Origin of the sequence: Trichococcus palustris (assembly GCF_900114465.1) — a bacterium.
Lineage (GTDB): Bacteria > Bacillota > Bacilli > Lactobacillales > Aerococcaceae > Trichococcus > Trichococcus palustris.
In genome coordinates this window covers 70,170-96,624 of sequence record NZ_FOTD01000003.1, presented here as the reverse complement: position 1 = coordinate 96,624, position 26,455 = coordinate 70,170, and the positions used below count along the sequence as shown (strand labels likewise).

The 26,455-nt window shown below is 45.8% G+C and carries 24 protein-coding genes; 1 reads left to right on the top strand and 23 read right to left on the bottom strand.

Going from position 1 to position 26,455, the window contains the following annotated elements:
- Positions 1-21: 21 nt before the first annotated feature.
- From clpB to BM101_RS02985, 3 genes are all read right to left on the bottom strand, one after another.
- On the bottom strand, positions 22-2,643 hold the full coding sequence (gene clpB, locus BM101_RS02995) for an ATP-dependent chaperone ClpB (RefSeq protein ID WP_087030573.1): 2,622 nt from the start codon (positions 2,641-2,643) through the stop codon (positions 22-24).
- 193 nt (positions 2,644-2,836) lie between these two features.
- Positions 2,837-3,181, bottom strand: coding sequence for a metal-sulfur cluster assembly factor (locus tag BM101_RS02990; protein ID WP_087030570.1), 345 nt, complete (start codon positions 3,179-3,181; stop codon positions 2,837-2,839).
- Positions 3,182-3,238: 57 nt separating this feature from the next.
- Entirely contained in the window at positions 3,239-4,003 is a 765-nt protein-coding gene (locus tag BM101_RS02985; protein WP_087030567.1) for a prolyl oligopeptidase family serine peptidase, read from the bottom strand.
- 118 nt (positions 4,004-4,121) lie between these two features.
- On the opposite strand from BM101_RS02985, the gene BM101_RS02980 reads away from it, so the two are divergent.
- Positions 4,122-4,931 carry a Cof-type HAD-IIB family hydrolase gene (locus BM101_RS02980; protein ID WP_087030564.1) on the top strand — a complete coding sequence of 270 codons (810 nt, stop codon included), beginning with the start codon at positions 4,122-4,124 and terminating at the stop codon, positions 4,929-4,931.
- A gap of 428 nt (positions 4,932-5,359) precedes the next feature.
- Here BM101_RS02980 and BM101_RS02975 read toward each other — a convergent pair whose 3' ends face one another.
- The 20 genes from BM101_RS02975 to recG all read right to left on the bottom strand — a co-directional run bounded on the left by BM101_RS02975 (position 5,360) and on the right by recG (position 26,392).
- Positions 5,360-5,794, bottom strand: a complete 435-nt coding sequence (locus tag BM101_RS02975; protein WP_087030561.1) for a hypothetical protein — start codon at positions 5,792-5,794, stop codon at positions 5,360-5,362.
- 133 nt (positions 5,795-5,927) lie between these two features.
- A complete protein-coding gene (gene rplS / locus BM101_RS02970; protein WP_087030558.1) occupies positions 5,928-6,281 on the bottom strand; it encodes a 50S ribosomal protein L19 in 354 nt (117 codons plus the stop codon).
- 179 nt (positions 6,282-6,460) lie between these two features.
- Positions 6,461-7,204: a tRNA (guanosine(37)-N1)-methyltransferase TrmD gene (trmD, locus tag BM101_RS02965; protein ID WP_087030555.1), complete on the bottom strand. Its 744-nt coding sequence runs from the start codon at positions 7,202-7,204 to the stop codon at positions 6,461-6,463.
- The gene (gene rimM, locus BM101_RS02960) at positions 7,201-7,719 is read right to left on the bottom strand and encodes a ribosome maturation factor RimM (RefSeq protein WP_087030552.1); all 519 of its coding nucleotides are present in this window, start codon (positions 7,717-7,719) and stop codon (positions 7,201-7,203) included. The genes trmD and rimM overlap by 4 nt, the downstream gene beginning before the upstream one ends.
- A 186-nt stretch (positions 7,720-7,905) precedes the next feature.
- Positions 7,906-8,151, bottom strand: a complete 246-nt coding sequence (locus BM101_RS02955) for a KH domain-containing protein (RefSeq protein WP_087030549.1) — start codon at positions 8,149-8,151, stop codon at positions 7,906-7,908.
- Between the two features lie 14 nt (positions 8,152-8,165).
- Positions 8,166-8,438 carry a 30S ribosomal protein S16 gene (gene rpsP, locus BM101_RS02950; protein WP_087030545.1) on the bottom strand — a complete coding sequence of 91 codons (273 nt, stop codon included), beginning with the start codon at positions 8,436-8,438 and terminating at the stop codon, positions 8,166-8,168.
- Between the two features lie 92 nt (positions 8,439-8,530).
- Positions 8,531-9,946, bottom strand: coding sequence for a signal recognition particle protein (gene ffh, locus BM101_RS02945; RefSeq protein WP_087030542.1), 1,416 nt, complete (start codon positions 9,944-9,946; stop codon positions 8,531-8,533).
- Positions 9,947-9,966: 20 nt separating this feature from the next.
- Complete coding sequence (locus BM101_RS02940) at positions 9,967-10,314, bottom strand: putative DNA-binding protein (RefSeq protein WP_087030539.1); 348 nt, start codon at positions 10,312-10,314, stop codon at positions 9,967-9,969.
- A 175-nt stretch (positions 10,315-10,489) separates the two neighbouring features.
- Entirely contained in the window at positions 10,490-11,503 is a 1,014-nt protein-coding gene (gene ftsY / locus BM101_RS02935) for a signal recognition particle-docking protein FtsY (RefSeq protein WP_087030536.1), read from the bottom strand.
- A 29-nt stretch (positions 11,504-11,532) separates the two neighbouring features.
- On the bottom strand, positions 11,533-12,345 hold the full coding sequence (yidA, locus tag BM101_RS02930; RefSeq protein ID WP_087030533.1) for a sugar-phosphatase: 813 nt from the start codon (positions 12,343-12,345) through the stop codon (positions 11,533-11,535).
- 17 nt (positions 12,346-12,362) lie between these two features.
- On the bottom strand, positions 12,363-15,920 hold the full coding sequence (smc, locus tag BM101_RS02925) for a chromosome segregation protein SMC (protein WP_409373490.1): 3,558 nt from the start codon (positions 15,918-15,920) through the stop codon (positions 12,363-12,365).
- Between the two features lie 33 nt (positions 15,921-15,953).
- Entirely contained in the window at positions 15,954-16,640 is a 687-nt protein-coding gene (gene rnc / locus BM101_RS02920) for a ribonuclease III (RefSeq protein WP_087030527.1), read from the bottom strand.
- A 173-nt stretch (positions 16,641-16,813) separates the two neighbouring features.
- Positions 16,814-18,589 (bottom strand): oligopeptide ABC transporter substrate-binding protein, encoded by a 1,776-nt coding sequence (locus tag BM101_RS02915; protein WP_087030524.1) that lies wholly within the window; start codon positions 18,587-18,589, stop codon positions 16,814-16,816.
- Between the two features lie 19 nt (positions 18,590-18,608).
- Entirely contained in the window at positions 18,609-19,547 is a 939-nt protein-coding gene (locus tag BM101_RS02910; RefSeq protein WP_087030950.1) for an ABC transporter permease, read from the bottom strand.
- A 56-nt stretch (positions 19,548-19,603) separates the two neighbouring features.
- Complete coding sequence (opp4B, locus tag BM101_RS02905) at positions 19,604-20,566, bottom strand: oligopeptide ABC transporter permease (RefSeq protein ID WP_087030520.1); 963 nt, start codon at positions 20,564-20,566, stop codon at positions 19,604-19,606.
- A gap of 2 nt (positions 20,567-20,568) precedes the next feature.
- Positions 20,569-21,516, bottom strand: coding sequence for an ATP-binding cassette domain-containing protein (locus BM101_RS02900; RefSeq protein ID WP_087030517.1), 948 nt, complete (start codon positions 21,514-21,516; stop codon positions 20,569-20,571).
- Between the two features lie 2 nt (positions 21,517-21,518).
- A complete protein-coding gene (locus BM101_RS02895) occupies positions 21,519-22,532 on the bottom strand; it encodes an ABC transporter ATP-binding protein (RefSeq protein WP_087030514.1) in 1,014 nt (337 codons plus the stop codon).
- Positions 22,533-22,858: 326 nt separating this feature from the next.
- A complete protein-coding gene (gene acpP, locus BM101_RS02890; RefSeq protein WP_087030511.1) occupies positions 22,859-23,098 on the bottom strand; it encodes an acyl carrier protein in 240 nt (79 codons plus the stop codon).
- Between the two features lie 116 nt (positions 23,099-23,214).
- Complete coding sequence (gene plsX / locus BM101_RS02885; RefSeq protein WP_087030509.1) at positions 23,215-24,249, bottom strand: phosphate acyltransferase PlsX; 1,035 nt, start codon at positions 24,247-24,249, stop codon at positions 23,215-23,217.
- Positions 24,250-24,331: 82 nt separating this feature from the next.
- Positions 24,332-26,392: an ATP-dependent DNA helicase RecG gene (recG, locus tag BM101_RS02880; RefSeq protein WP_087030506.1), complete on the bottom strand. Its 2,061-nt coding sequence runs from the start codon at positions 26,390-26,392 to the stop codon at positions 24,332-24,334.
- Between the last annotated feature and the right edge of the window lie 63 nt (positions 26,393-26,455).

Sequence of the window (26,455 nt, the reverse complement as noted above, 5' to 3'; positions counted from 1 at the left end):
TCGGAATTCCCTCTCTTCAGCTTATTCTTGGATTTCGTTCAAATCTATGGTGACGAATGCGAGTTGACCGTCCTTCAACCCAGCTGTAACCGCCTGATTTTCGTGTATGTCGCCCTTGATGATGGCTCTAGCCAAAGGATTCTCGATTTCTTTGGAAATGAACCTCCTCAAAGGGCGTGCCCCATAGATCGGATCATAGGCATTGTCGGCGATCCATTCGGCGACTTCATCCGATATATTGAATCGGATCTGTTTGTCTTCCAAGCGATTCGAAAGCTCTTTGACCATTTTGACGATAATCTGCTTCACATTCTCTTTTGTCAAAGGACTGAACAAAATAGTGTCGTCGATGCGATTCAGAAACTCCGGTTTAAAGGTCGCCTTCAACAGCTTCATGACGCTGTCCTTCGCTTCTTCAGGGATTGTGCCATCCGGCCTTACCCCTTCCAGCAACAGCTGCGAGCCGATATTGCTCGTCATGATGAGGACAGTATTTTTGAAGTCCACGACCCTCCCCTTGGAATCGGTCAGCCTGCCATCATCCAGCACCTGCAGCAAAATATTGAACACATCCGGATGAGCTTTCTCGATTTCGTCCAACAAGATGATTGTGTATGGACTTCTTCTGACCGCTTCGGTCAACTGTCCGCCTTCTTCGTAGCCGACGTATCCCGGGGGTGCTCCGATCAATCGGGAAACCGAGAATTTTTCCATGTACTCGCTCATATCGATGCGGACCATATGATCTTCGGAGTCGAAAAGGTTTTCCGCCAATGCTTTGGCCAGCTCCGTTTTCCCGACACCGGTAGGCCCCAAGAAAAGGAACGAGCCAATCGGTCTGCTTTGCGATTGCAATCCGGCACGGGAGCGCAATACGGCATTCGTCACACTTTCCACCGCTTCATCTTGGCCGATGACGCGTTTATGCAACGTTTCATCCAGTTTCAGCAGTTTATCCCGTTCACCTTCCACAAGCCTGGTCACTGGGATGCCGGTCATTCGGCCGACAACGACTGCGATTTCATTTTCCGTTACGGATTCTTGGACCAGATGGCCTTCCCTTTCTCTTCGTTCCGCATTTTCTTTTTCTAATGCAGCTAACTCTTTTTCCATTTGCGGGATGCTGCCGTGGCGCAGAACGGCCGCGCGTTCCAGATCATAGTTGGATTCGGCGTCCTCCAGTTGTCTTCTGGCATCATCCAATTCTTCCCTTTTCGAGCGCAGCCGTTCCGCTTCGTCCTTCTCGACGCCCCACTTCATTCTCAATACGTTTGTTTCTTCCCTCATATCGGCCAATTCGGCTTGCAGGGTCGCCAACCGTTTTTTGCTGACCTCATCCGATTCCTTTTTCAATGCAGCCTCTTCGATTTCCAGCTGCATCAGTTTCCGGGTCACTTGGTCCAATTCGGTGGGCAAAGAGTTCATTTCCACTTTGATGGTGGCACAGGCCTCATCCACCAAATCGATGGCTTTATCCGGCAAAAAACGATCCGTTATATACCGGTCGGATAGCGTCGCCGCAGCCACCAAGGCGTTGTCGTGGATATTCACGCTGTGGTGAATTTCGTAGCGCTCCTTCAACCCCCTCAGAATACTGATCGTGTCCGCTACAGAAGGTTCATTGACCAACACCTTTTGAAAACGCCGTTCCAAAGCCTTGTCTTTTTCGAAATTTTGACGATATTCATCCAGCGTCGTTGCCCCTATGCAATGCAATTCACCTCTAGCCAGCATCGGTTTCAATAGGTTCCCGGCATCCATGCTGCCTTCAGCCTTGCCGGCGCCGACGATTGTATGGATTTCATCGATGAACAGGATGATGCGGCCTTCACTTTTCTTCACTTCTTTCAGAACGGATTTCAGGCGTTCCTCAAATTCGCCGCGGTATTTTGCCCCGGCAATCAACGCACCCATATCCAATGAAAAAATGGTCTTGTCCTTCAAATTATCCGGTACATCTTTTTTCACGATTCTTTGCGCAAGCCCTTCGACGATCGCCGTTTTCCCTACGCCCGGTTCCCCGATAAGCACAGGATTATTCTTCGTTTTGCGGGACAAAATACGGATGACATCGCGGATTTCTTCATCACGGCCGATGACAGGGTCTTGTTTGCCGCTTCTCACCGCCTGAACCAAATCAGTACCGTACTTCTCCAAAGCCTTATATTGGTCTTCTTGATTTTGTGATGTCACGCGATCTCCTCCTCTCATTTCCTTCACCCTTTCCATCAGCGCTTTTTCGGATAATCCTTGCTTTTCCAAAAATTTGGTCAAAGGGTGGTTCTTCAAGGTCATCAGACTCAACAGAACGGTTTCTGTCGACAGAAAATCATCCTGCAATTGTTCCCGCTTGCGATCCGCTTCTTCGAACAGACGAAACAAGTTCTGGCTGAAGGTTTGGCCATATTGAACGGAAGACCCCTCCACAACGGACAGCCTGTCCAATTCTGCATCCACCGCAGCTTCGAAGGCGTCGACGGGGACGCCTGCTTCCACGTAAAAATTGCGCGCAAAAGCTTCCGGTTGCAAAAATATTTTCCATAGGTGCGGGATATCGATCGATTGGTGTTTGCGCACAACCGCAATCCGCTGCGCTTCCGCAATCGCCTCCTGCATGGCAGTGGTCATCTTTTCTATTTCCATATTAAAACCTCCCATTATCCAACTATAATAGCTACGATTCATTATGCTAAGTATACGCCTTTGGTCAGTACTGGTCAAATAAAAACCTAGGCAAAAAAATAGAGGGGCGGCATAGATCATTTTCATGATTTATACCACTCCCTCTATACCCCCGTGATTCGGGTCAAGACGCCTTTTGTCGCCCTTATTCGTACTACCTGATGCCTAACGCAATGCGTGCGTAGCGGGACATCCTGTCGGTCGTCCAAGCCGGATACCAAACCAGTTTCACCTGGGTTTCGGTAACTTCCGGCACGGCTTTCAACGCGCGATGAATTTCATCGGTGATGACATCGGCCAATGGGCAACCCATTGTCGTCAACGTCATTTGGATCAAACAAAACCCGTCCGGCTCCAAGGTAACTTCATAGACCAAACCCAGATTTACAATATCCACTCCGAGCTCGGGGTCGATCACTTGTTCAAGTGCTGCCAAAACGCGTTCTTTTATATTTTCCAAATCTTCTTGTGAAAATTGTTGGTTGTTTTCTTCAGTCATTTTAACACCTCTAACATTTATGGATTAACTAGATGATAACAGTCTGTCCGCGAAAATTCAATGTTTATATTCTTCTCCCAGGAATTTAGCCATGCTTTCAAAGATGGCATAAGGGACTTTATGCCCCGCTCCCTCTGAGATTTCAAAATGAATGTTTGCGGCAAATGCCTCTTCCTCAACGGAACGGACAAACTGTTCCATTTGCTGAAAGGGAACACTTTCATCGGCTGTACCATGCCAAATATAAAACGGCTTGTGCGCAATCGCTTCAGGATGTTTTTTCAGACTCAAAGGTTCGAACGGAGCCATCAAAGCATCCACCTTCCCTTTGTCTATCGGCGGCAATCCTTCAACCCAGTGCGATTGCAGGGCCCAATAAGATAAGCCGATTGGATCGGGACTGCCCATCAGACAAGCCGCCGAATGGATCCAAGGGAATTGCGTCAAGGCGATACAGGTCGTGATGCCACCCAAAGAAAGTCCGGTGACGGATATTTCATTTTGGTCCGCCAGCCCTTTTTTGATGTAGTCCTCTACAATCAGCGGGAACTCTTTGATGTTATGCATGACGACCGACCAGAACTCCGCAGCCGGTTCTCCTGCATAGGGTTCATTTCTGCGTTCCCCATGACGGTAGGCATCCGGAATGACAGCTCTCATTCCGTTTGTCGCCAATGCATAGCCGGGCTCAAGCCCCTTCTCTTTTTGATTGGTCAACCCGTGGAAAAAGAAAGCTAACGGCAACTTTTCATTTTTATATTTTTCCTCGACAATTTCCAGAACCGGAATATGCTGGATTACTTTCTTCTCAATGATGATCATTCTACACCCTCTTTTTTCTGAAAATCAAAAAAATGTGATAGACTAGCATTGCACATGAAAATAGTGTACCATTTAAAAAATGGATACACTAGCAATTTACACAATAACGGAGGCACCTATGAAACAAAAATTAATCGCTTTAGATTTAGATGGCACGACATTAAACAACCACTCTCTGTTGACTAACCGCACCAAAAACGTTTTGACGAAACTACAAAAGGAGAATCATCTCGTCATGATTGCTACCGGACGTCCCTATAGAAACAGCAAGGAATTTTACTTTTCACTTGGCATGACCACCCCAATCGTAAACTTTAACGGCGCGCTCTGTCACAAGCCCACCGACAGCAACTGGAGCAAATATTATCATAAGACAGTCGGAAAAGACTTGGCGATGGATTTGATTGAACAACGTGAAGATTTTGGCATTGATTTCATTTGCGTAGAAGGGAAAGAAAAACTTTTTGCTTCAACGGCAAACTTACCGACCAATGAATTCTTTCCGAAAAATACACTTTCCACCGAAATCATTTCCAAAAAGTCTTTATCAGAAAATCCGACGGCACTCACCGTATTTTCTGATGAAATGAATCTGAAAACAATCCGCAATAAAATTTTGGATCGCTATGGCAATATCATCGAGATTCGGACATGGGGCGGCCTGATGCCCTGCCTGGAGATTGTCTCCGCCGGTGTGCAAAAGGCTTTAGGCGTCGAAGTGGTTGCCGATTACTACGGCGTGAAGCAGGAAGACATCCTTGCTTTCGGCGATGAAGACAACGATATGGAAATGATCCAGTTTGCCGGTCACGGCGTCGTCATGCAAAATGGCATCGAGCCCTTGAAAAAAATCGCGAATGATGTGACCAAGAAATCCAACCATGAAGATGGATTGGCCGAATACCTTGAAAACTATTTTAGCCTATAAAAGAAATGGAGGTTGGGACAAAAGTCCTAGCCTCTTTCCTATGTTTAGTCAAGTATATATTCAAATAAACATAGTGGTTTCTTATTTCCTGACAATTAATCGTAAACGTGTTCCAAAAAGCAGACCCGACGTCACTTCGCGAGTAATGCTCAGATGGTCCGTGACCATCCTCCGCTTATTCGCTCCAATGATTCGGGTCTAAATGTGTTTTGAATCCCAAGTAACATTTGCATCATTTGTCTTGGTATAAAAATTGCGAAAGACCTCAAACGTCGCACTGTGACGTTTGAGTGCCTAAGTTGACTATCACACGCGGACAGAAAGCGTCCGCTTTGTGTTAGTCCTCTTAGTGCTCGATTTCTAAACGGGATTCATCGCACTCTGTTTAAACGCTTTTTGTCTCACTCTCAGGTTTTTCGCTGAAATAATTATTTTTTAGCAATGGAAGGGATTTGTTTCTCAAGTTCAGCGATTACAACTTTTGCTATATTGGATCCGATGACCAGCATTTCGTATAACGGTTTGACGTCGAGCGTCGTTCTGCCCAGCATTTGAATGAAAAATTCGCCGTCTCCGGCTAAGCAGAGGGTATAATAGAATGTCTTCGTCTGATTCAGTTCATTAATCAGCTCCAAGGCTTTCGCTTTGTCGTTGTAATCATTTAAATAAGCCAGTTTCCTGAAGCTGATCTGAAAGTCACTTTCTTCCGCATCCTTGGCGATGACGATTCCGAACGGCAGCGTCCGCTCAGGACCGATCGTATAATTCCCTTGGTATAGAAATTGATTATTTTGAATAGGATGACTTTTCAAAGGCATGCCTTTTTCTTGAAAAACTTTATCAAGCACTTCCAGTATCGTCAAGCAGATCACTCTTTCCTTTTTTATATATAGTATAGCACAGCAGCAACCTGGAGAGCGCCGCCGTTTCTTGATGACTGCGCAAAAAAAGGACCGCGGACTTTCGCCCGGGATCCTTTTTTTGTAATATGAAATATTAACGACGTCTTTCTGTGATACGAGCAGCTTTTCCGTGTAATGCGCGTAAGTAGTAAAGTTTTGCACGACGCACTTTACCGAAACGAACAACTTCGATTTGAGCTACACGAGGAGTGTGTAATGGGAATGTACGTTCCACACCAACACCGTTAGAAATTTTACGTACTGTATAAGTTTCGCTGATTCCGAATCCGCGACGTTTGATAACAACGCCTTCGAATAATTGGATACGTTCTCTTGTTCCTTCGACTACGCGAGCGTGAACGCGGACAGTATCTCCTGGACGGAATGCAGGAATATCACTACGTAATTGTCCTTTTGTGATTTCTTCGATCAATGGTAATTGACTCATGTTTTTTTCCCCTTCCAACCAATATTCATGCATAATTTTACACAGCGGAATATTGTATTATCGAGCAGTTTTCTGCTCACCTGTAGAATTCTACCATAATCCAATATTCCTGTAAAGTATTTTTCGTTTACAGTGAAAAAATAGGTGCTTCTTCCGACGGTTCCCGTTTGAACGAAAAACTACAACGCCTGTTGCTCTTGTTTTATTTCATTCAGCCACTTCAGCTGTTGCGGTGTCAGTTCCATGTGTTCAAGCAACTCGGGTCTTCTGAGCAAGGTTTTCCTGAGCGATTCTTTCTCTTGCCATTCAGCGATGAGTTTGTGGTTGCCGCTGAACAGAACTTCGGGAACCATATCTCCGCGAAAATCGCGCGGTCGGGTGTATTGCGGATGTTCTAATAAACCGGTCGAAAAGGAGTCGGTCTTATTGGACTGCTCATTGCCCAGTACAGCCGGCAAAAGGCGCACGATGGCATCGACCATGACCATAGCCCCCAATTCGCCGCCTGTAAGCACGAAATCGCCGATGGATACTTCATCGGTCACATGTTTCTTGATTCGCTCATCAAAGCCTTCATAATGTCCGCAAACGAAAACCAGATGCTCTTCATCTGAAAATTCCTCGGCCATCGCTTGGTTAAAGGTTTTCCCGGCAGGATCCAAGAGCACCACGCGCTTTTTCGTCTCTGGTGCTTGTTCTTGGATGGCAGCGAGCGCATCCACAATCGGCTGCGCTTTTAGGAGCATGCCTGCCCCGCCGCCAAAAGGATAGTCATCGACCGTCCGATGTTTGCTGTCCGAAAAATCACGGAAATTGGTGCAAGTGATGGAAACGCGTCCACTCTCGACAGCTTTTCCGATGATGGATTCCGACATCGGCCCCTCAAACATGGTTGGAAACAACGTTAAAATATCTATTCTCATTCGTCCAGCATTCCCTCTAAAATATGGACAGTTGCCGTTTTATCCTCCAGTGAAACTTTTTCGACGACGTCTGCAATATAGGGGATCAATAAATCTTTTTTGCCTGGTCTCTCCACAACCCAGACATCGTTTGCACCAAGAGGCAGAATCTCTTTGACTGTTCCGAGCATTTCTCCCTCATCGCTGATTATCGTCAGGCCGATGATTTCATGGTAGTAAAATTCATACGCATCCAGATCATGCTGTTGCGATTCCGGAATCTTCAATACGCCGCCTTTAAGCGGTTCTACGTCTTCAATCCGGTTGTAGCCTTTGAAAGTCAATATGTTAAAGTTCTTGTGTACGCGACGGCTTGCAACCGTCAACGTGATCGGCTCGCTTTTTTCGCGGAACAAATAAAGAACTGCCCCTTTTTTGAAACGCTCTTCAGGAAAATCGGTATTTGAAATGACACGTACTTCGCCTTTTAACCCTTGCGTATTGACGACTTTTCCAACATCAAAAAATTTTTCCATTCTTTCACCCTCTTTTTTATCAAAATCATCCGCACACCGTCACCCGCTGTGGGGGTTCCCTTTTTTTCTGTGCGTAATAAAATAGAAGGGATAATTTCTACAAATTGTATCATTATCCGCTTCTATCTGTTCACTATTAAGTTAGGCGTCGTCCCGAAAAAGGTTTGAATCCTTCACCGGAGTGAATTATTCTGCCCCTTCAATAACAAGACGAACACGTTTTGTGTCTTTGGTTCTGACACTATATACAATTGTGCGGATCGCTCTGGCGACACGCCCTTGTTTACCGATCACACGACCCACATCTTCGGCATCAACATGCAAATGATATTCCATGAATTCACTCGTCTCTTTGATTTCGATAGAAAGTTTGTCTTCATGAACGATTAAAGGCTTGACAATTGTCAGGATTAAATCTGAAATCTCAGGCATTTAAACCACCCTTTTTATTTTGCTAACTTAGATTCGTGGAATTTTTGCATGATACCTTGTTGAGAAAGTAAGTTACGAACTGTATCAGAAGGTTGTGCACCCTCAGCTAACCATTTCAAAACTAATTCTTCGTCAAATTTCACTTCTGCTGGTTCAACAACTGGGTTGTATGTACCAACTTTCTCGATGAAACGGCCATCACGTGGAGCACGTGAATCAGCTACGACAACACGGTAAAATGGATTTCTTTTAGAACCCATACGTTTTAAACGAATTTTAACTGCCATTTATATAACACCTCCATATATCTATATCTCACATTTTTATATATTACCAGTTTTCCATTTGCTTGTAAAGTGTTTTCTCTTTACACTTGAAATTATTTCTTCTTTTTCTTGTTTTTCTTGTTCATGCGTCTGGCCATTTGCTGCATGGCCATCTTGCCCATCTTCCCTTTCGGGCCTTGTCCCAAAAGTCCTTCCATGCCGGAGAAGTTCCCTTTGGACATTTTATTCATCATCTCGCGGGATTCATTGAACTGTTTGATCATGCGGTTCACTTCCGCCAAGGAACGGGCAGAGCCCTTCGCAATCCGTTTGCGTCTGCTTTGCGACAGGAGATCCGGATTTTCGCGTTCCTTCGGTGTCATCGACAGGACGATGGCTTTCATGTGCGCGATATCTTTTGGATCGATTTTCAACTTGTCCATTCCGGGCAGATTGCTCATGCCGGGAATCATTTTCAGCAAGTCTTCCATCGGACCCATATTTGTCAGTTGATCCATCTGTTCAATGAAATCATTGAAATTGAAGGTGTTCTCACGGATTTTTTCAGCCATCTCGGCTGCTTTTGTTTCATCGAAATCTTGTTGGGCGCGTTCGATCAACGTCAGCATATCCCCCATACCCAGGATACGGGATGCCATACGATCCGGATAGAACGGTTCAAAATCTTCCAGTTTCTCGCCTTGACCGGTGAATTTGATCGGTTTGCCGATTACGGAACGGATGGAAAGGGCAGCCCCACCACGTGTATCGCCGTCCAATTTGGTCAAGATGACGCCGGTTATCCCCAATTGTTCATTGAAGGATTGAGCTACATTGACGGCATCTTGCCCCGTCATCGCATCCACCGTGAACAGTATTTCGGTAGGATTTACCGCTGCTTTGATGTTTTTCAATTCAGTCATCAACACTTCATCAACGTGCAGACGACCTGCCGTATCGATGATGACCAGATCTCTGCCATCCAAGATAGCTTGCTCGACAGCTTGCTTCGCGATGTCGACAGGGTTCGCTTCCGTCCCAAGTGAATAGACAGGGAAATCAAGCTGCTTCCCGATCGTTTGCAACTGATTGATGGCAGCAGGACGATAAACGTCGGCCGCAACCAACAATGGGCGCTTGTTTTCTTTTTTCTTCATGAAACTTGCAAGTTTACCGGCAGTCGTTGTTTTACCTGCCCCTTGCAAACCGACCATCATCACGACTGTCGGCGGTTTTGGGGAAAATTGGAAGGGCTCTTGTTGCCCGCCCATCAATTCGGTCAATTCTTCGTTTACGATTTTTACAACTTGTTGTGTGGGCGATAAAGATTCAAGCACATCAGAGCCCAAAGCTCTTTCGTTTACTTTTTTAACAAACTCTTTAACCACTTTAAAGTTCACGTCGGCTTCCAATAAAGCCAAACGGACTTCACGCATCATTTCTTTTAAATCGGCTTCCGTGATTTTGCCTTTTCTGCCGATTTTGGTCATCGCCCCTTGCAGACGTTCTGATAACCCTTCAAATGCCATATTTGTCACTTCCTTAACCTTTAGTCATCTTTTTCATCAAGCTCTTCCATATTTGCGATAAACGCATGTAATTCTTTGTCGTTCGGATATTTTTCCATGGCATAATCCGCCAGATCATCCAGCTTCTTATTGCGGGCAAAAAAGCTCTTCGCCAGTTTCAGTTTATCTTCATAGTCCATCAATATTTTTTCGGTCCGTTTTATGTTGTCGTAGACGGCTTGCCGACTGACTCCGAATTCTTCCGCTATTTCCCCCAGTGAATAGTCATCACCGTAATACAACGAAAGATAGCCTTTTTGCTTTTTTGTCAACAAAACGTTATAAAACTCATAAAGTGTATTCATATAATTGGTTTTTTCAAGTTCCATCAGAATACCTTCTTTCTCGTGCAGATTGTCAAGAAAAAATCTTTACACTCTCATAGATTACCCATTTTGAAGCCTTTAGTCAACTATTTATCGCTATTTTTTGGATCAGGAAAGAAAAAAATGAATCAGCCCTATCAATCATTCGATAAAAGCCAATCCATTCCGTTGAACCGTTTTATTTTTTCTCGATAAGGTCTCTGACCAATCCATAGATGTATTGTTCCGGATCGAAAACCTGCAGGTCATCCATGCCCTCGCCAAGGCCCACAAATTTAACGGGGATATCCATCTCTTGGCGGATAGCCAGGATGACGCCGCCTTTAGCGGTCCCGTCCAATTTCGTCAAAATAAGGCCTGTAACATTGGTCGTCTCTTTAAATTGTTTCGCTTGGATGAGCGCGTTTTGACCTGTGGTGGCATCGAGAACCAATAAGGTTTCGGTAGCGCCGCCTGGGATTTCCCTCGCAATGATGCGATTGACTTTCTCCAGCTCTTTCATCAAATTGACTTTGTTCTGCAGTCTACCCGCTGTATCCACCAACAGATAGTCGTAGTTTTCTTCCTTGGATTTCTTCAGCGCATCGAATACGACCGCCGCTGGATCGCCCGAATTGCTGGTTACGACATCGACGCCGACGCGTTCTGCCCAAACTTCCAGCTGTTCAATGGCGCCGGCCCGGAAAGTATCGCCGGCGGCAAGCAAAACTTTTTTGCCTTCGTTCTTCAATTTATGCGCGTATTTCCCGATTGTGGTCGTTTTGCCGACGCCGTTCACGCCGACGAACAGAATGACCGTCGGGCCATCCGGATTTTCTTTGATGGCCGTGGACAAGCCGGATTCGCCTTTTTCATAGATTTCAACCATCTTTTCGATGATGACGTTCTTCACTTGTTCGCCGGTGCGGACATTTTTCATTTTCACTTCGTCGCGCAATACATCCGACAAAGCCAAGGTCATGTCAAAGCCGACATCCGCTGAAATCAACGTCTCTTCCAGGTCATCAAAGAAGTCCTCGTCCACTTCCCTGAATCCCGCAAACAATTCATTCATCTTTTCGGAAAAGCTTTTACGCGTTTTTTCCATCCCTTTGTCATATTTCTCGATGACAATTTTGCTCTCTTCGCTGATTGGTGTTTCCGTCACTTCTTCGCCTGTAAAGGCTCGTTTAATGCGGTCGAATAATCCCATCCAAACACTTCCTTCCTGATCGCTGTTCCTTATGCGAAAACAAATTTTTCGATTGCATGCGCTATGCCATCTTCAACGTTCGTCTTTGTGACAAAATCAGCACGCTCTTTGATCTTATCCGATGCGTTCCCCATCGCCACTCCGACTCCGGCATAATCCAGCATCGCCAAATCATTTTCTTCGTCCCCGCAAGCCATGACTTCGCTGGCTTCGATGCCAAGATGGGCACACAAAGCCGCAATGCCATTGCCTTTATCCACCTCAGGATGCATGACTTCGAAAAGCAGCGGACGCGATTTCATCATCGAATACTTGCTGTAGTAGCTTGCCGGTATTTTTCCGATGGCTTCATCCAACACTTCCGGTTCGATGCAGAAAACAACTTTGTTGAAGAGATGATCCTCTTCGAATTGATGGATCCCTTGTTCGACGAAAGGCAGGCTGGAGCTCTGCAGGCTCTTGTACAGAGAAGCTCTGCCCGCTGGATATTCCGGTTCATAGACGCATTCCAGATCGAGCATATTCATCGGCAAGTCAAGTTCCTTGCTCAATTCATACAAATCCAGGATTTGTTGGTACGTCAGCACTTTTTGTGAGATGATCTCTGAATTTTCATTTTTTTGGACCAATCCGCCATTATACGTGATGGAATAATCACCCTCCTGAAACAAATCCAATTCCTCCACATATCGGCTGATGCCCATCAACGGTCGGCCGGTGCAGAGAACGATCTTTACGCCTGCTTCCTTCGCACGGAAAAGAGCCTTTTTATTCCCTTCGCTGATCGTCTTATCGGGGCTCAACAATGTTCCATCCAAATCGAGTGCAATCAATTTAATCATTATCAATATCCTCCTTGTTATGCTTCTTCGTAGTCTTCAAATTTGACAGATGCCAGACGGGAAACCCCGGAATCCTGCATGGTGACGCCATACAGCACATCCGCCTCTTCCATTGTTCCTTTGCGGTGCGTAATGACGATGAATTGCGTCAAGTCCGTCGAAGCCGCCAAATATTTCCCGAACCGGGAAACATTCGCCTCATCCAACGCCGCCTCCACTTCATCCAGAATGCAGAACGGTACCGGCTTGACTTCTATGATGGCAAACAGCAATGCGATGGCGGTGAACGCCTTTTCCCCACCCGAAAGCAGACTCAATTGCTGCAGCCGCTTGCCTGGTGGTTGCGCCACGATTTCGATGCCTGTCTCCAGCAAGTCGGTAGGATCGGTCAATTCCAGAGTGGCCTTTCCGCCGCCGAATAATTTCGGAAATGTTTTTTCGAATTGCTTTTTGATGAGTTGGAACATCTCCTGGAAGCGGGCCCGGACCTCATCGTCCATTTCGTTCATCGTGTTCAGCAAGTTCCCCCTGGCAGTCAGCAGGTCGGTTTGCTGGGCGGTAAGGAAATCAAACCGTTCCGCAATCCGCTCGTACTCATCGATGGCGCCCAAATTGATGGGACCCAATCCGTCGATGGCTTTCTTCAAAGTCTTGACTTGTATGGCCGCCTCCTCCACCGAAACAGACAAGGCATACTGTTCCTTAGCCGCTTCGTAGCTCAAGCCATATTCTTCGCTTAGATGCTCCAGATGATGATCGATGGCGATTTCGAACCGGCTGGAATTGGCTTCCAGTTTCGCCTGTTCGCTCCACAGATTCTGGAGGGACTTATTTATTTCGTTCAGGCCTTCCTCTTTTGATGCACGTTCGTGCTCCATCGCTTTTTTCTTTTCCCGCAATTGTTTTAGCGCCCCATCCGTTTGCATCTTCGCTTCTTCGGTCGTTTGCAATTGAGCGACGATTTCCTGGATGGTCATGCTTTGTGTATCGGCAAGTTTTGCTTCCTGATCTTGTTTGCCTTTCAAATCCTGAATCGCTGTCTTTTCGGAGCGGATCAATTCCGCGGAGATCTTCACATCACGCTTCAATTGTTTCTCCTGCTCCTGCAGGACCGCCAATTCCTGGTCGGCTTGTTGCCTTTTTTGCTGCACTTCCCGCAATAATTTCAAGCGTTCTTCCTCATTCAGATTGGACTCTTCCATGTCTTTTTGAAGAACCTTTATTTCATCGTCCAGGATGGCCAGCTTTTGCGTGACTTCCTTCAGCTGGGCCTGTCTTTCTTCTTTTTCCTGGAAAAACAATCGTTTCTCATAATCATGTGCGGCTAATTCCTTTTCCTTCGCACCGATATCGGCCGTCACTTGTTTCAGGATAGCCTCTTTTTGCTGTAGTTCGAATTGTTTGATGGTAGCCTCTTGGCGCTTGGCCTCCAACTCTTCTTGGATTGCTTGTTGTTGCATCACCGCTTTTTCTTGTTCCTTTTTTAGCTGTCGGTGTTGCGAAGACAGTTGCTCGATGTATTCCGCCATTTTTTTCAAATTGTTCTTGCGTGCCAGCAGAGAAGATTCCTGTTGGCGCTTTGTCGCGCCACCTGTCATGGAACCGCCGGCATGGATGACATCCCCTTCAAGCGAGACGATCCGATACCGATTATATAACTTTTTGGAGAGTTGTAAACCCGTCTGCAGATTTTCCGCTACGATGGTCGTTCCGAGCAAACTGCTGATGATATTCGTATAGGCGCCATCATAGTTTATCATCTCATTGGCTACGCCCAGATAACCGGCGCTGCCTTCCAGCGTTTCCCTCACATTTTGCGGGAGGGACTTCCCTTGGATGACGTTCAGCGGTAAAAACGTCGCTCTTCCCAAATGCTGGGCTTTCAAAATGCCGATGCATTGAGATGCTGTCTTTTCGTCCGCCACCACGACGTGTTGCACGGTAGCTCCCAGAGCGATTTCCATCGCCAAGGTATAGCGTTCCGGCACTTGGATCAACTCGGCGACCGATCCGAGTATGCCTGGGACGGCCGTTCGGCGACGCAAAATTTCTTTTACCCCTTGGTAATAACTCGCATAGCTATCATCCAATTCTTGTTGACTCTCTCTTCTTGCTTGCGCTTGTTGCAGGGTGCGCGTTACGGTATCCAATTCGGCATTCATCTTCTGCAAAGCCGCAACAATCTGAAACTGCTCCTGTTTGCGGGTCTGCAGCTCCGTGGTCAAGCGCTCGTTTGCTTGGACGAATTGTGCATGTTCTGCGGTTACCGTCACCGTCCGTTCTTTCAACTCGCGGACCGTTCTCGTAAGCTCATCGCTCTTTGAAAGAAACCGGTACTCTTGTTCGGAGGCCAGCAACGTTTCCTTTTCCAGATACGTCACGGTATTCTTGTTGCTTGATTGTTCTTGTAATTTATCGATATAGCTATTTCTCAGGTGTTGCACGAGCTGGGTTTTATCTTGCGATAATTGGCTTTCCTTCTCGAAAAGGACCACTCTTTGTTGAGACAGCTCTTTTTTCAAAGCTAATTTCGTCGCCAATTCCGCTTCCAGCTGCTTCAGCTTTGCCGTTTCTTCCCTGATCAACGCTTCTTTTGTCTGGATGATCAGCGCCTGCTCTTCGTGGTTCTTGGAAGAGTATTCCGCCCGCTGTTCGAAGATTTTCTTCTGCCCTTCCAGCTGCTCCAATTTCTGAACGACTGTGACATAACGATTTTGCAGCACTTCCAACTCTTCATCACAGCGATCCATCCTGTCTTTCAGTGCCGCCAGTTCCTTTTGCGAAAGTGCCAACTGTTCTTCCGCAGCTTCGATTTCCCGGTTGTATTCGCCAAGGTTTTGCTTGCTGCGTTGCCATTGTCCGTTCAGGCTGGTTATTTCAGCTGCGGTCAGAGCTATTTCAACCGCGCTTAAAGTCTGTTTCTTTTCGCGGTATTCCAGGGCCGTATTCCTTTGCTTTTTCAAGGGCACCAATTGCCCATTGATTTCATGCAAAATGTCTTCCACGCGGTTTAAGTGCTCTTCCGTCTGTGACAGCTTGCTTTCGGCACTTTTTTTGCGGTTTTTATATTTGGCGACACCTGCGGCTTCTTCGAAAATGGTCCGCCTGTCCTCTGGTTTATTCTGAAAGATCTGCTCCACTTTCCCTTGGGAAATCATCGAAAAAGAATCTTTTCCGATGCCGGAGTCCATCAACAATTCGGTAATATCTTTTAACCGGCAAGGTTTCTTATTGATGAAACAATCGCTGTCGCCGTTCCGATTATACCTTCTGGTGATGCTGACTTCGCTGAATTCCAAGGGAAGAAAGCCATCTTCATTGTTCAATACGAGTGTTACTTCGGCGATGTTTACGGGTTTGCGTGTCTGTGAACCGGCAAAGACGATGTCATCCATCTTTTTGCCGCGCAGGTTTTTGGCCGATTGCTCCCCCAAAACCCAGCGCACAGCCTCGGACAGGTTGCTTTTTCCGCTGCCGTTCGGTCCGACGACGGCTGTTACCCCTTCATCAAATTCAATCACTGTTTTATCAGCGAATGACTTAAATCCTGACATTTCTATTCTTTCAAGATGCAAAGATAACATCCTTTCTGGCGAAACTTACTTTTCTTATAATAGTGATTCCAAAGCATTTTTTGCAGCGCTTTGCTCTGCCACTTTTTTGCTTTGTCCTTGCCCTTTGCCCAACACCTTGCCGAAAGCTCTCACCTCAACATCAAATTTCCGGGCATGTGCGGGCCCTTCTTCACTCAAAAGGACGTACTGGATAGCTACATCCCCATTTTTTTGGAGCTCCTCCTGGAGACTCGTTTTATAATCCATCACATGTGAAAAAGCATCCTCTTTCAGTTTTGTAATCATCACTTGGTTGATAAACGCTCTTGCAGCATCAATCCCTTGGTCAAGGTATACCGCTCCAATGAATGATTCAAAAACATCACACAGCAAGGCAGGGCGTTGTCTGCCACCCATATTTTCTTCCCCTTTGCCGAGACGAATGTACTGATCGAAATGACATTCTTTTGCAAATGAGGAAAGACTGGGTTCGCAAACGATCTGTGCACGTAAACGTGTCATCTTGCCTTCATGCCAGTGTTTGTAGGTATGGAATAGGTAGTCTGAAATGACCACTTCCAATACAGCATCTCCCAGAAATTCCAATCTTTCATTATCCTGCAATGCCAGGTGACGATGCTCATTCACATAAGATGAATGGGTAAATGCTTCATACAAAAGATTTTCATCGTGAAATGAAATATTAAAGTCTTTTGCTATATTATCTGCAATTCTTTCCACTCTTTTTCCTCCCTTCTATTGTTGGACTCTTCCCAAATGGATTTTTTTGAAAAGAATCTTTTCTCATTATACGACAAAAAGCCTGTATAAGCACGACAAATAACAGAAAACGGGGCGGCGCAAATCACGAAAATTGATTTGTGCCGCCCCGCTCCGGACTACTGAGTGCGCGATTATTTAATTGGTTCCGTTGCGGTCAATTCAACAGCTTCCCATCCATTTTTTGCACCATAGGTAATATCATAGCCTTTGACACGGTTATTGACAGCGAATAATTCTTTTCGCCATAAAGTAGGAATGACGGGCACTTCTTCGAACATGACTTTTTGCCATTCCTTGTAGGCCTCAACCCTGTATGCCTTATCCAAAGAATTGCTGGAATTGATTTTCGCCAAAGCCGCATCATTGGCCTCGCTGGTCCAACGTGTGTAATTGAATGCGGCTGTGCGGCCATACAATTCAGTCGGATTCGGATCAGTTCCGGTCCCCCATGCGGCTTGATAAACATCAATGCCAGCATGGTCGGATCCGATCATATTGTAGAACGTTTGGAATTCAATCATGCGGCCGGTAGCCAAGGTGACATTCAACCCGATCGCTTGCCATTGTTGAATGTAATACTGCGCAATCGGTTCTGCCGTTTCGTCCCCAGCCATAGCGGCGAATGTGATCGCCAACGGCTCGCCTTCCGGCGTTTCCCGGAAACCATCCGCATCCGTATCGATATATCCGGCATCATCCAAAATCCGGTTGGCTTTAGCTACATCCAAATAGAAGCCTGATGCATCCCGATTGCGATAATCCGCAAAAACGGGCGGAATCAGTCCGTTCACATTCCCGCGCAAGCCATCATAAAATTCAGTTGCAATGGCATTGTTATCGATGGCATAAGCCATTGCTTTCCGCAGGTTCACATCAGCCATCTTCGCTCCGGGATCCATAACGTTCTCACCCTTTTCTTCATCCCACTCACCGAGTTTGAAGCCGATGTAGCTATAGGCCAACGCATCCCGTCCCAATAAAGTGATATTCTCCAACTCTTTATAAGAATCATAAGAACTGGTCGGCATGGAAGCAATGTCATAACTGCCTGCCTCCATTTCAGAAACGATCGTCGCAGAACCGACAACATCTACAATGATGCCATCCAATTTCGGTCTGCCTTTCCAGTAATATTCATTCGCTTCGAACACCACCGATTGGCCCGGAATGATCGATTTGACACGAAACGGTCCGGCGCCGACTGGATTTTCCCTGATTTCAGGCGAAGAAGCCATATCCGCTATTGCCACGTCACCCAGTTGATGCCTCGGCATCGGGTATGCCCAGACACCGCCTCCCGATTGCAAAAGGGAAGCATTTGCTTCCAGGAATTCAATCGTGATATGCGTATCATCAATCACATGGATGCCGGAAATCGTTTCAGCGGATCCATTATGATATTCCGCCATGCCAACAACATTTGCAAAGGTCTGGCCGTAACGGCTCCCCGTGTAATCCGGATGGCCGATCACTTCATAAGCGAATAATATGTCATCTGTAGTCAGCGGCTCCCCGTCAGACCATTTCAAATCATCTTTCAAAATAATGGATATGGTTTTGGTTTCCTTATCGAACCCGAATGTCGCCATCCCCTCTTGAGAAAGTGAAAAGTCCCCCGCCTCTGAAAAGAGGGGCTCATGAGAAAAGCCCATCAATTCAGAGTCGTATGCATCCACATAGAACTCAGGGCTGAAGATTCCTTGAAAGGGTGAATCCTTCACCAACGCGTACTTCAGCACACCGCCTTCGATAGCGGCGCCATTGTTCTTCATCACTGTATCGAATTTGGGGACTACTGCAACTGAGCCACCAGAACCGGCAGCAGGCTCATCGGCGCTGTTGCCGCATGCCGCAAGCGTGAAAAGCAGCGCTGCAAAAATCACCAAACCCCGTTTTTTCTTTGGCATAAATGATCCTCCTTGCTATCTATCCCAATCTTTGCTTGGAATCGGCCGCACGCTGCAGCGCTTGCCCAATATAGTTGATGCATAACATCAACACCAGCACAAGCAAAACCGCCGGCAACCAAACCCAGGCTTTATTTGTTATGACATCTGAGGATGTCGCATATCCGATCAACGTCCCTAAACTGGGGGTGTCCAAGGGCAAACCGAATCCCAGAAAGCTCAGGCCTGTCTCAATACCGATGTTCCCCGCTATGTTCAAGGCGGAATTTACGATGATCAATGAACTTAAATTAGGCAGCATTTCACGGAACATTATTTTAAAATCACTGGTACCCATCGTTTTGGAGGCATTGACGTAATCACGTCCCTTTTCCGATAAAGTACGGCTGCGGAATATCCTTGCTTTACCCATCCAACTGAAGGCGCTCATGATGAGGATGAGCGTAGCCATATTGTAGGTCGCTAGCATCGAAACAAAAACAATAATCAGTATATTTGCCGGCAGCACCATCACAAAGTCGACGGTCCGCATCAGGATGCTATCGACGACGCCACCATAATAACCGGAAATGATGCCCAATCCGATTCCGATAAATCCTGTAAGCACAGTCACACTTACCCCGATGACGGCAGAATTGCGTGCTCCGATCAGCAATTGGCCGAACACATCGCGTCCGCCTTCGTCCGTCCCTAACAGATGATCCCTTCCCGGCGTTGCATAGCGATTCAGGATGTCCACCCGCATGACTTGTTCTTTATCCAATAAAGCGGCGCCGACGAAAATGGAGGCCAATAAGATGATCAGCAACCAAAAAGACAGCACAGCGAATCTTTCTTTTTTAAATTCTCTGACAATCACTTGAAATCCGACTTGCTCATCGGTCTCTTCGATGAACTCATTTCGATGTCCGGTGTCATGCTTCACAACTTTTTTTATTTCGGATGCTATTTCTTCCATTTTACCGGTTTTTTTTTCTTCTTCCGTATACATCGTTCACACTCCTTTTCCCTTTACTACTCAATCCGGATGCGCGGGTCGACGATGCTCATGATGATATCGGACACTAACGCACCCAATAAAGCCGCAACACCAAATAGTAAAATTAATGCGGTCACCACACTATAGTCACGCGCACCCACCGAGCTGATGAATAATTGGCCCATACCAGGGAAAGAAAAAATGCTTTCGATGAAGATTGATCCGCCGATAAGTCCGGTGATATCATAACCCGAAAAGGAAGCAATCGGTAAAATGGAATTGCGGAAAATATGTTTGGAATATACCTTGTTTTCTGGGATCCCTTTGGAACGGGCCGTGCGGACATAGTCTTCTTGTTTGGCGTCGATTATGCCGGCACGTAAATATTGAACGATGCTTGTCGTAGCCAACAACGCATAAGCCAAAGCAGGTAAAAGCAAATGATAAAACCTGTCCCAAATATAGGCGAGATTGCCGGATGCGATACCGGTAGTGACCACTCCTCTGGTCGGGAAAATATGCAACGTGTACCCGAACAGCCAGATGAGCAATAGCGCAAAAATGAATGTCGGAACCGCAAAACCTGCATAATGATAAAAGCTGATGACTTTATCCCCCAAAGAGTCGTTATGCCTGCCCGCATACATGCCCAACGGAATGGCAAGCAGATACGTTATCAGTACGGACACAACGGAAAGCCAGATAGTGTTCCCTATCCGTTGGCCAATCAGGGTCGAAACCGGCACGCTGTAGGTATAACTTTGCCCGAAGTCTCCCTGTAGGGCATTTCCTATCCAGTTCGTGTACTGGATATACCAGGGATCATTCAAGCTCGCCTGTTGCCGTATCGTCTCCATCGTCTGGGCATCCATATTCGGTGTGATCAGTCCAGTAAAAGGATCTCCTGGCATCAATTTTGCGAATAAAAAGACCAAAATGCTAAAAATGAAAATTTGCGGAATCATAAGTATGACACGTTTTGCTATTGTTTTCCACATACTTATTCAACCTCCTTTGATGCGGCTTTGAGGGCTACCTTGTGCGTAACGGTCAAATTCTTCAAATCATAGACGTGCCCATTTTCATCATAATATAAAGCCTGGTTCCTTTGATATTCCCTTTCGACTGCCATACGTTTCTTTTTGTTGGCTTCCCTGTTGACCGGATCGATGTTTGGGATAGCCGACAGCAACCGTTTCGTATACCCATGCTGAGGGTTTGTATAGATGTCATTTTTATGGCCATATTCAACAAATCTGCCGCGGTACATGACCGCCAACTCATCACACATATGTTTCATGACACCCAAATCATGAGAAATAAACAAATAGCTGACGTTATACTGGTCTTGGATGCGTTTCATGTAGTTCAAAACCTGTGCTTGGACGGATAGGTCCAAGGCAGAAACAGGTTCGTCTGCGATGATCAATTTCGGCTTTGTCGCCATTGCGCGAGCAATGCCGATTCTTTGTCTTTGACCTCCCGAAAATTCATGAGGATACTTATAAAGTGCGTCTTCGGACATACCAACGATATCCAATAGTTCCACAATACGCTTTTTTTCTTCCCGCACGGAATTTCTTTCAAAATTGTGCAAAGGTTCGGCGATGATATCCAACACCCGCTTCTTAGAGTTTAAACTGGACATGGCATCTTGAAAAATCATTTGGACATTGCGATTGTAATCCGAGGTCCTCTTTCTAGCTTTGTTGGTTACGTCTTCTCCGTTATAGTAGACATTCCCGGAAGTCACCTTCTCCAACCCAATGATCGCCTTTCCGATCGTCGACTTTCCGGAGCCGGATTCGCCCACTAGCCCGATGGTCTTCCCTTCTTCGATCGCAAAGCTCACGCCGTCCACGGCCTGGACGTGATCGGTGACCCTATTCAAGAACCCGTTTCGGATGGGATAGTGGACTTTCAAATCTTTTATTTCCAAAAAGCCCATAGTTATTCACTCTCCCCTTCAAAATGGAAGTGTTCATGGCAGGTGCACCTTACAAAATGCCCCGGTTCCACTTCATGCATGATTGGATTTTCTTCATGATCCGAAACCGGGATCCAAGGAATGCGGTTTGAAAAACGGCAACCTTTTCGCGAAAGATTCTGCAAAGAAGGCACAGCGCCGCGGATAACATGCAAGTCTCCGGATGCCGCATCGACCACTTCGTTTGATTGCGGTATCGATCGCAGCAAGGAACGTGTATAGGGATGTCTCGGGTCTGTAAATAGATCGATCACACTAGCCAACTCGACTATTTGCCCAGCATACATGACTGCCACCCTGTCGGCCGTTTCAGCCACGACGCCCAAATCATGCGTGATCAAGATAATGCCCGCTTCTGTCTCATCCTGTAGTTCATTCAACAAATCCAATATTTGCGCCTGTGTGGTCACGTCCAGCGCAGTCGTCGGCTCATCTGCGATGATGATCGGCGGTTTACAGGCAATCGCTATCGCGATGACTACCCGTTGGCGCATTCCGACTGACAACTCATGGGGATATTGCTTCCCGACTTTTTCCGGGAAAGGGATGCCGACCTGTTCCATCAGTTCAAGGACTCGGCTTTTGCGCTCTTCCTTTATCATCTTTGTGTGATAAAGGAGCACCTCTTCGATTTGCTGCCCTACGGCCATCAAAGGGTTTAAAGCCGTCAAAGGGTCTTGAAAGACCATACCGATGTCGTTTCCCCGTATACGGTTGTATAGTGTTTCATTCAAGTCGATCAAATTCAAATTTTGATAAATGACTTCCCCGGAAATACGTGTATTCGCTTTGTTGTGCAGGCCGACGATGGTGGTAGCCAAGGTGCTTTTCCCGCAACCGGATTCACCAACGATGGCCAATATTTCGTTTTTTTCTAAAGTTAAGGAAACATCATCCACTGCTTCAAAGTACTCATCTTGTACACGAAAGCCAGTGCGCAGCGAATTAATCTCTAACAACGGTTTCCCAATCTCCATCAAACGACCTCCTCAAATCTTTTGCACTGCCTATTTATGACAATGTTAGTTTCTCTTTATCCTCAACATATCCACAATATGATTTGTTATATAGTGTAGTAAAAATGATGATACAGCTTATTATATTATACGGTTGCGCTATCCGAAAGACAACTGATATATCATCATTTTTTAATATACTTTATCAAAACATAATAAAAGGCTATTTGAACTTAAAAAAAAACAACATTGGCAATTATCATCCGTCAATGTTGCTTTTATTTTTAATTATTGGATTTCTTATTTTTCTGACAACTCCCCCTGACTGAAATCAGGGCTTCCTTGCCTTATTTTTGTGAGTCGATATAATCAACTGCATCGCCCACCGAGATTATTTTTTCTGCATCTTCATCCGAAATTTGAACACCGAATACGTCTTCCAATTCCATCACAAGTTCTACAATATCCAATGAATCCGCTCCAAGATCATTTTGAATCGTTAATTCTCTTGTCACTTTGGTTTCATCGACACCGAATCGTTCAATAATTATCTTGGCTACCTTTTCAAAAGTATCTGTTCCTGCCAAGGGTATACACCTCCGTTATTGTTCCATATCCAAAAGCAAAGTGTCTCCTTCAAAACATTTTGCAAAGGCTCACATCTATTTTAACCATCTGGATTTCTTTTGTCTATACTTTTATTTCATTCCATTTCCGCTTGTTTCTTCTGATTCAGCGCATTAAAATGGGCAACCAAATCATCGATGACATGTGAGTCGATGATTCTACGGATTTGTTTCACCGTATAATATACAGCCACTTTATCTGCCGAACCATGTGTCTTCACGACTGGTGCCTGCAAGCCGAATAAGACCGCTCCACCATGTTTGGAATAGTCCATGACATCTTTGATATCTGTCATGGCGTCCTTCAACAACAACCCACCCAGTTTAGTTTTCAGGTTGCCGGTCATTATTTGACTTTTGATCAGCTTCAGCAATGCCAAGGATGTCCCTTCAATGGTCTTCAAAACAGCATTGCCTGTGAAGCCGTCCGTTACGACCACATCGGCATCGCCCGTCAAAATTTCACGTGCCTCGATATTACCGATGAAATTCAATTCACCATCCTGAGCCAATAAAGCATGGGCTTTTTTGGAAAGATCGTTGCCTTTCGACGCTTCCGATCCGTTATTCAATAAAGCCACTCTAGGCTTTTCGATTCCTTGGACAAATTTGGCGTAGTAGGAACCCAACAAGCCGAACTGATAAACATTTTCCGGTTTGCAATCCGCGTTTGCTCCAGCATCCATCAGTAAGAATTGTTGATCTTTTTTGCCGATCACCGGTAAAATAGGCATCAAAGCAGGTCGGTCTATCCCTTTGATCCTTCCTATAATCAATAGGCCTGCAGTCAACAATGCTCCCGTGTTGCCGGCTGAGAATAAAGCATCAGCTTCTTTATCTTTGACAGCTTGGGCAGCCAAAACCATAGAAGCCTGTTTTTTTCTGCGAATCGCTTTTACGGGCTCATCATCGCTGTTTATTTTTTCATCCGTGTGGACAATGCGGATTTTTTTCTCGTCTATCGTTTGAGTACCGATTGCTGAACGAATTTTTGTTTCGTCCCCAAACAGTACAAATTCCAAATCATTAAATTCCTTAGCGGCCAATAACACACCTTCCACAATCGCTTGCGGTGCGTTGTCTCCGCCCATAGCATCAACGGCTATTCTCATTTAGGATACCTCACTTTTTATTATTGTTCATTTCCTCATCTTATTACGCTGACGAGGAAATGTCATTCCTTCTGCAACCTTTTTACTGTAATCTTTTTATTTTGGCATGTTCTCTTTCGATTGCCGTGCGCAGATTCCCATAAGCGGGATTACTGGCGAAATCCTTTTCACGGGTAATCCGAATGGCGTCATTGTGCGCCACATCAAGTATGATGGCATCGCGCACGATATCCCCGGATTTGAAATCAGGCAGACCCGACTGTTTGTTTCCGAACAAATCACCAGGGCCCCTCAACTCCATATCGCGTTGGCTCAGATAGAAGCCGTCAGTCGATTCGACCATAATGCGCATCCGTTCTTTTCCGTTGTCTGTTTTAGGGTTTGCGACAAGGACACAATAAGAGTCCTTGTCGCCACGCCCGACACGGCCGCGCAATTGATGCAACTGAGACAATCCGAAACGGTCAGCATCCTGGATGACCATGACCGTAGCGTTCGGCACATTCAGCCCCACCTCTATGACTGTCGTAGAGACAAGGATATTTATTTTATTTTCCTGGAATTCCCGCATAATCTGCTCTTTTTCATTCGATTTCAATCTTCCGTGCAGCAAGCCGACGGTGCATTCTCCCTTATAATAGTCAGAGACGGTGCGGTGGACTTCCTCCGCATTCTTTACATCCAACGTCTCGGATTTTTCTATCAAAGGTGTAATGATGTAGGCTTGTTGGCCGTTCATCACTTGTTTCCGAATGAACTCCAGGACATTCTCCAGTTTATCGGACTTGTTCCAAATCGTCTTGATCGGCTTTCTCCCATCCGGCATCTGATCCAAGACGGAGACATCCATTTCCCCCATCGTAGTGATGGCTAAGGTCCTCGGGATAGGCGTCGCTGTCATATATAAAACGTTCGGGTTGTTACCCTTTTCGTTCAGTCTATTTCTTTGCTGCACCCCAAATCGGTGTTGTTCATCCGTTATGACTAACCCAAGGTTGGAAAAATGAACGTCCTCCTGAATCAAGGCATGCGTCCCGATGAGGATATGCAAATCACCGGAGGCAAGTTGTTCCAGCAATTCTCTGCGCTCTTTCGTTTTCGTGCTCCCGGTCAACAACGCCACCTTGATATCGCTATATTCAAACAGGCCACGCAATGTCTGATAATGCTGTTCCGCCAAAATTTCAGTCGGCACCATAAACGCGCCTTGGTATCCCCCAAGATAGGCGGCAACCAGCGCGATGACAGCCACAATCGTTTTCCCGCTGCCCACATCGCCCTGCAGCAAGCGGTTCATTTCGTACGGCTTACGCAAATCCCTGCAGATTTCATTGACTACCTTTTTTTGGCCTTCCGTCAATTCAAAAGGAAGGGTAGCGATGAAGCCTTTGAGTTTATCGACATCATAGAGGATCGCAATGCCTTCATTTTTCATTTTTCGGTTCAATTGCACCAGTTGAAGCCGCACTTGATAGAGGAAGAACTCCTGGTAGATGATCTGTCTTTTCGCCTGAAAGGATTCTTCATCTGTTTTAGGAAAATGCATCGCGCGTATCGCTTCTTTATGGCTCATCAAACGGTAGGTTTCCGACAAATAGTCGGGTATTATTTCCGGAATCGCTTCATAATAGCTATCAATGGCCTGTTTAATCAGATTCAGCAATGTCTGCTGTTTGATTTGCTTATTCACATGGTAAATGGCTGAAAAGTCTTCCTGATTGTTCGAACTGCCCAGAATTTTCATTCCGGTCAAATTTTGTCTGGTTCTGTCCCACTTACCGAAGATTGCAATCTCATCTTCCAGGATTATTTTCGCTTTCAAAAAAGGCTGATTGAAAAAGGTGACGGATATGATGGCATCTTCAATCGCAAGTTTAAATGACAGACGACTTTTTTTATAGCCAAAATGGTGAACAACAGGCGCCGTCACGACTTGGCCTTTCAACGTCACTTTATCTTGATCTTCTATTTCATCAAGTGTTTTTACTTTTATATCTTCATATCGAAAAGGAAAGTGAGTCAATAGCTCATAGATAGTCTCAATCCCCAAAGATTTCAATGCTTCAATCCGTTTTGGGCCAACCTGCGACAGTCCGCTCAGGTCATCGTAGACACTGACGATTGCCTTTTCTCCTGTTGTCATCTTATCCCTCCTCCCTTAGTCAGTACATAAGAAGAGCTGAACAGAAAAACTTGTTCAGCTCAA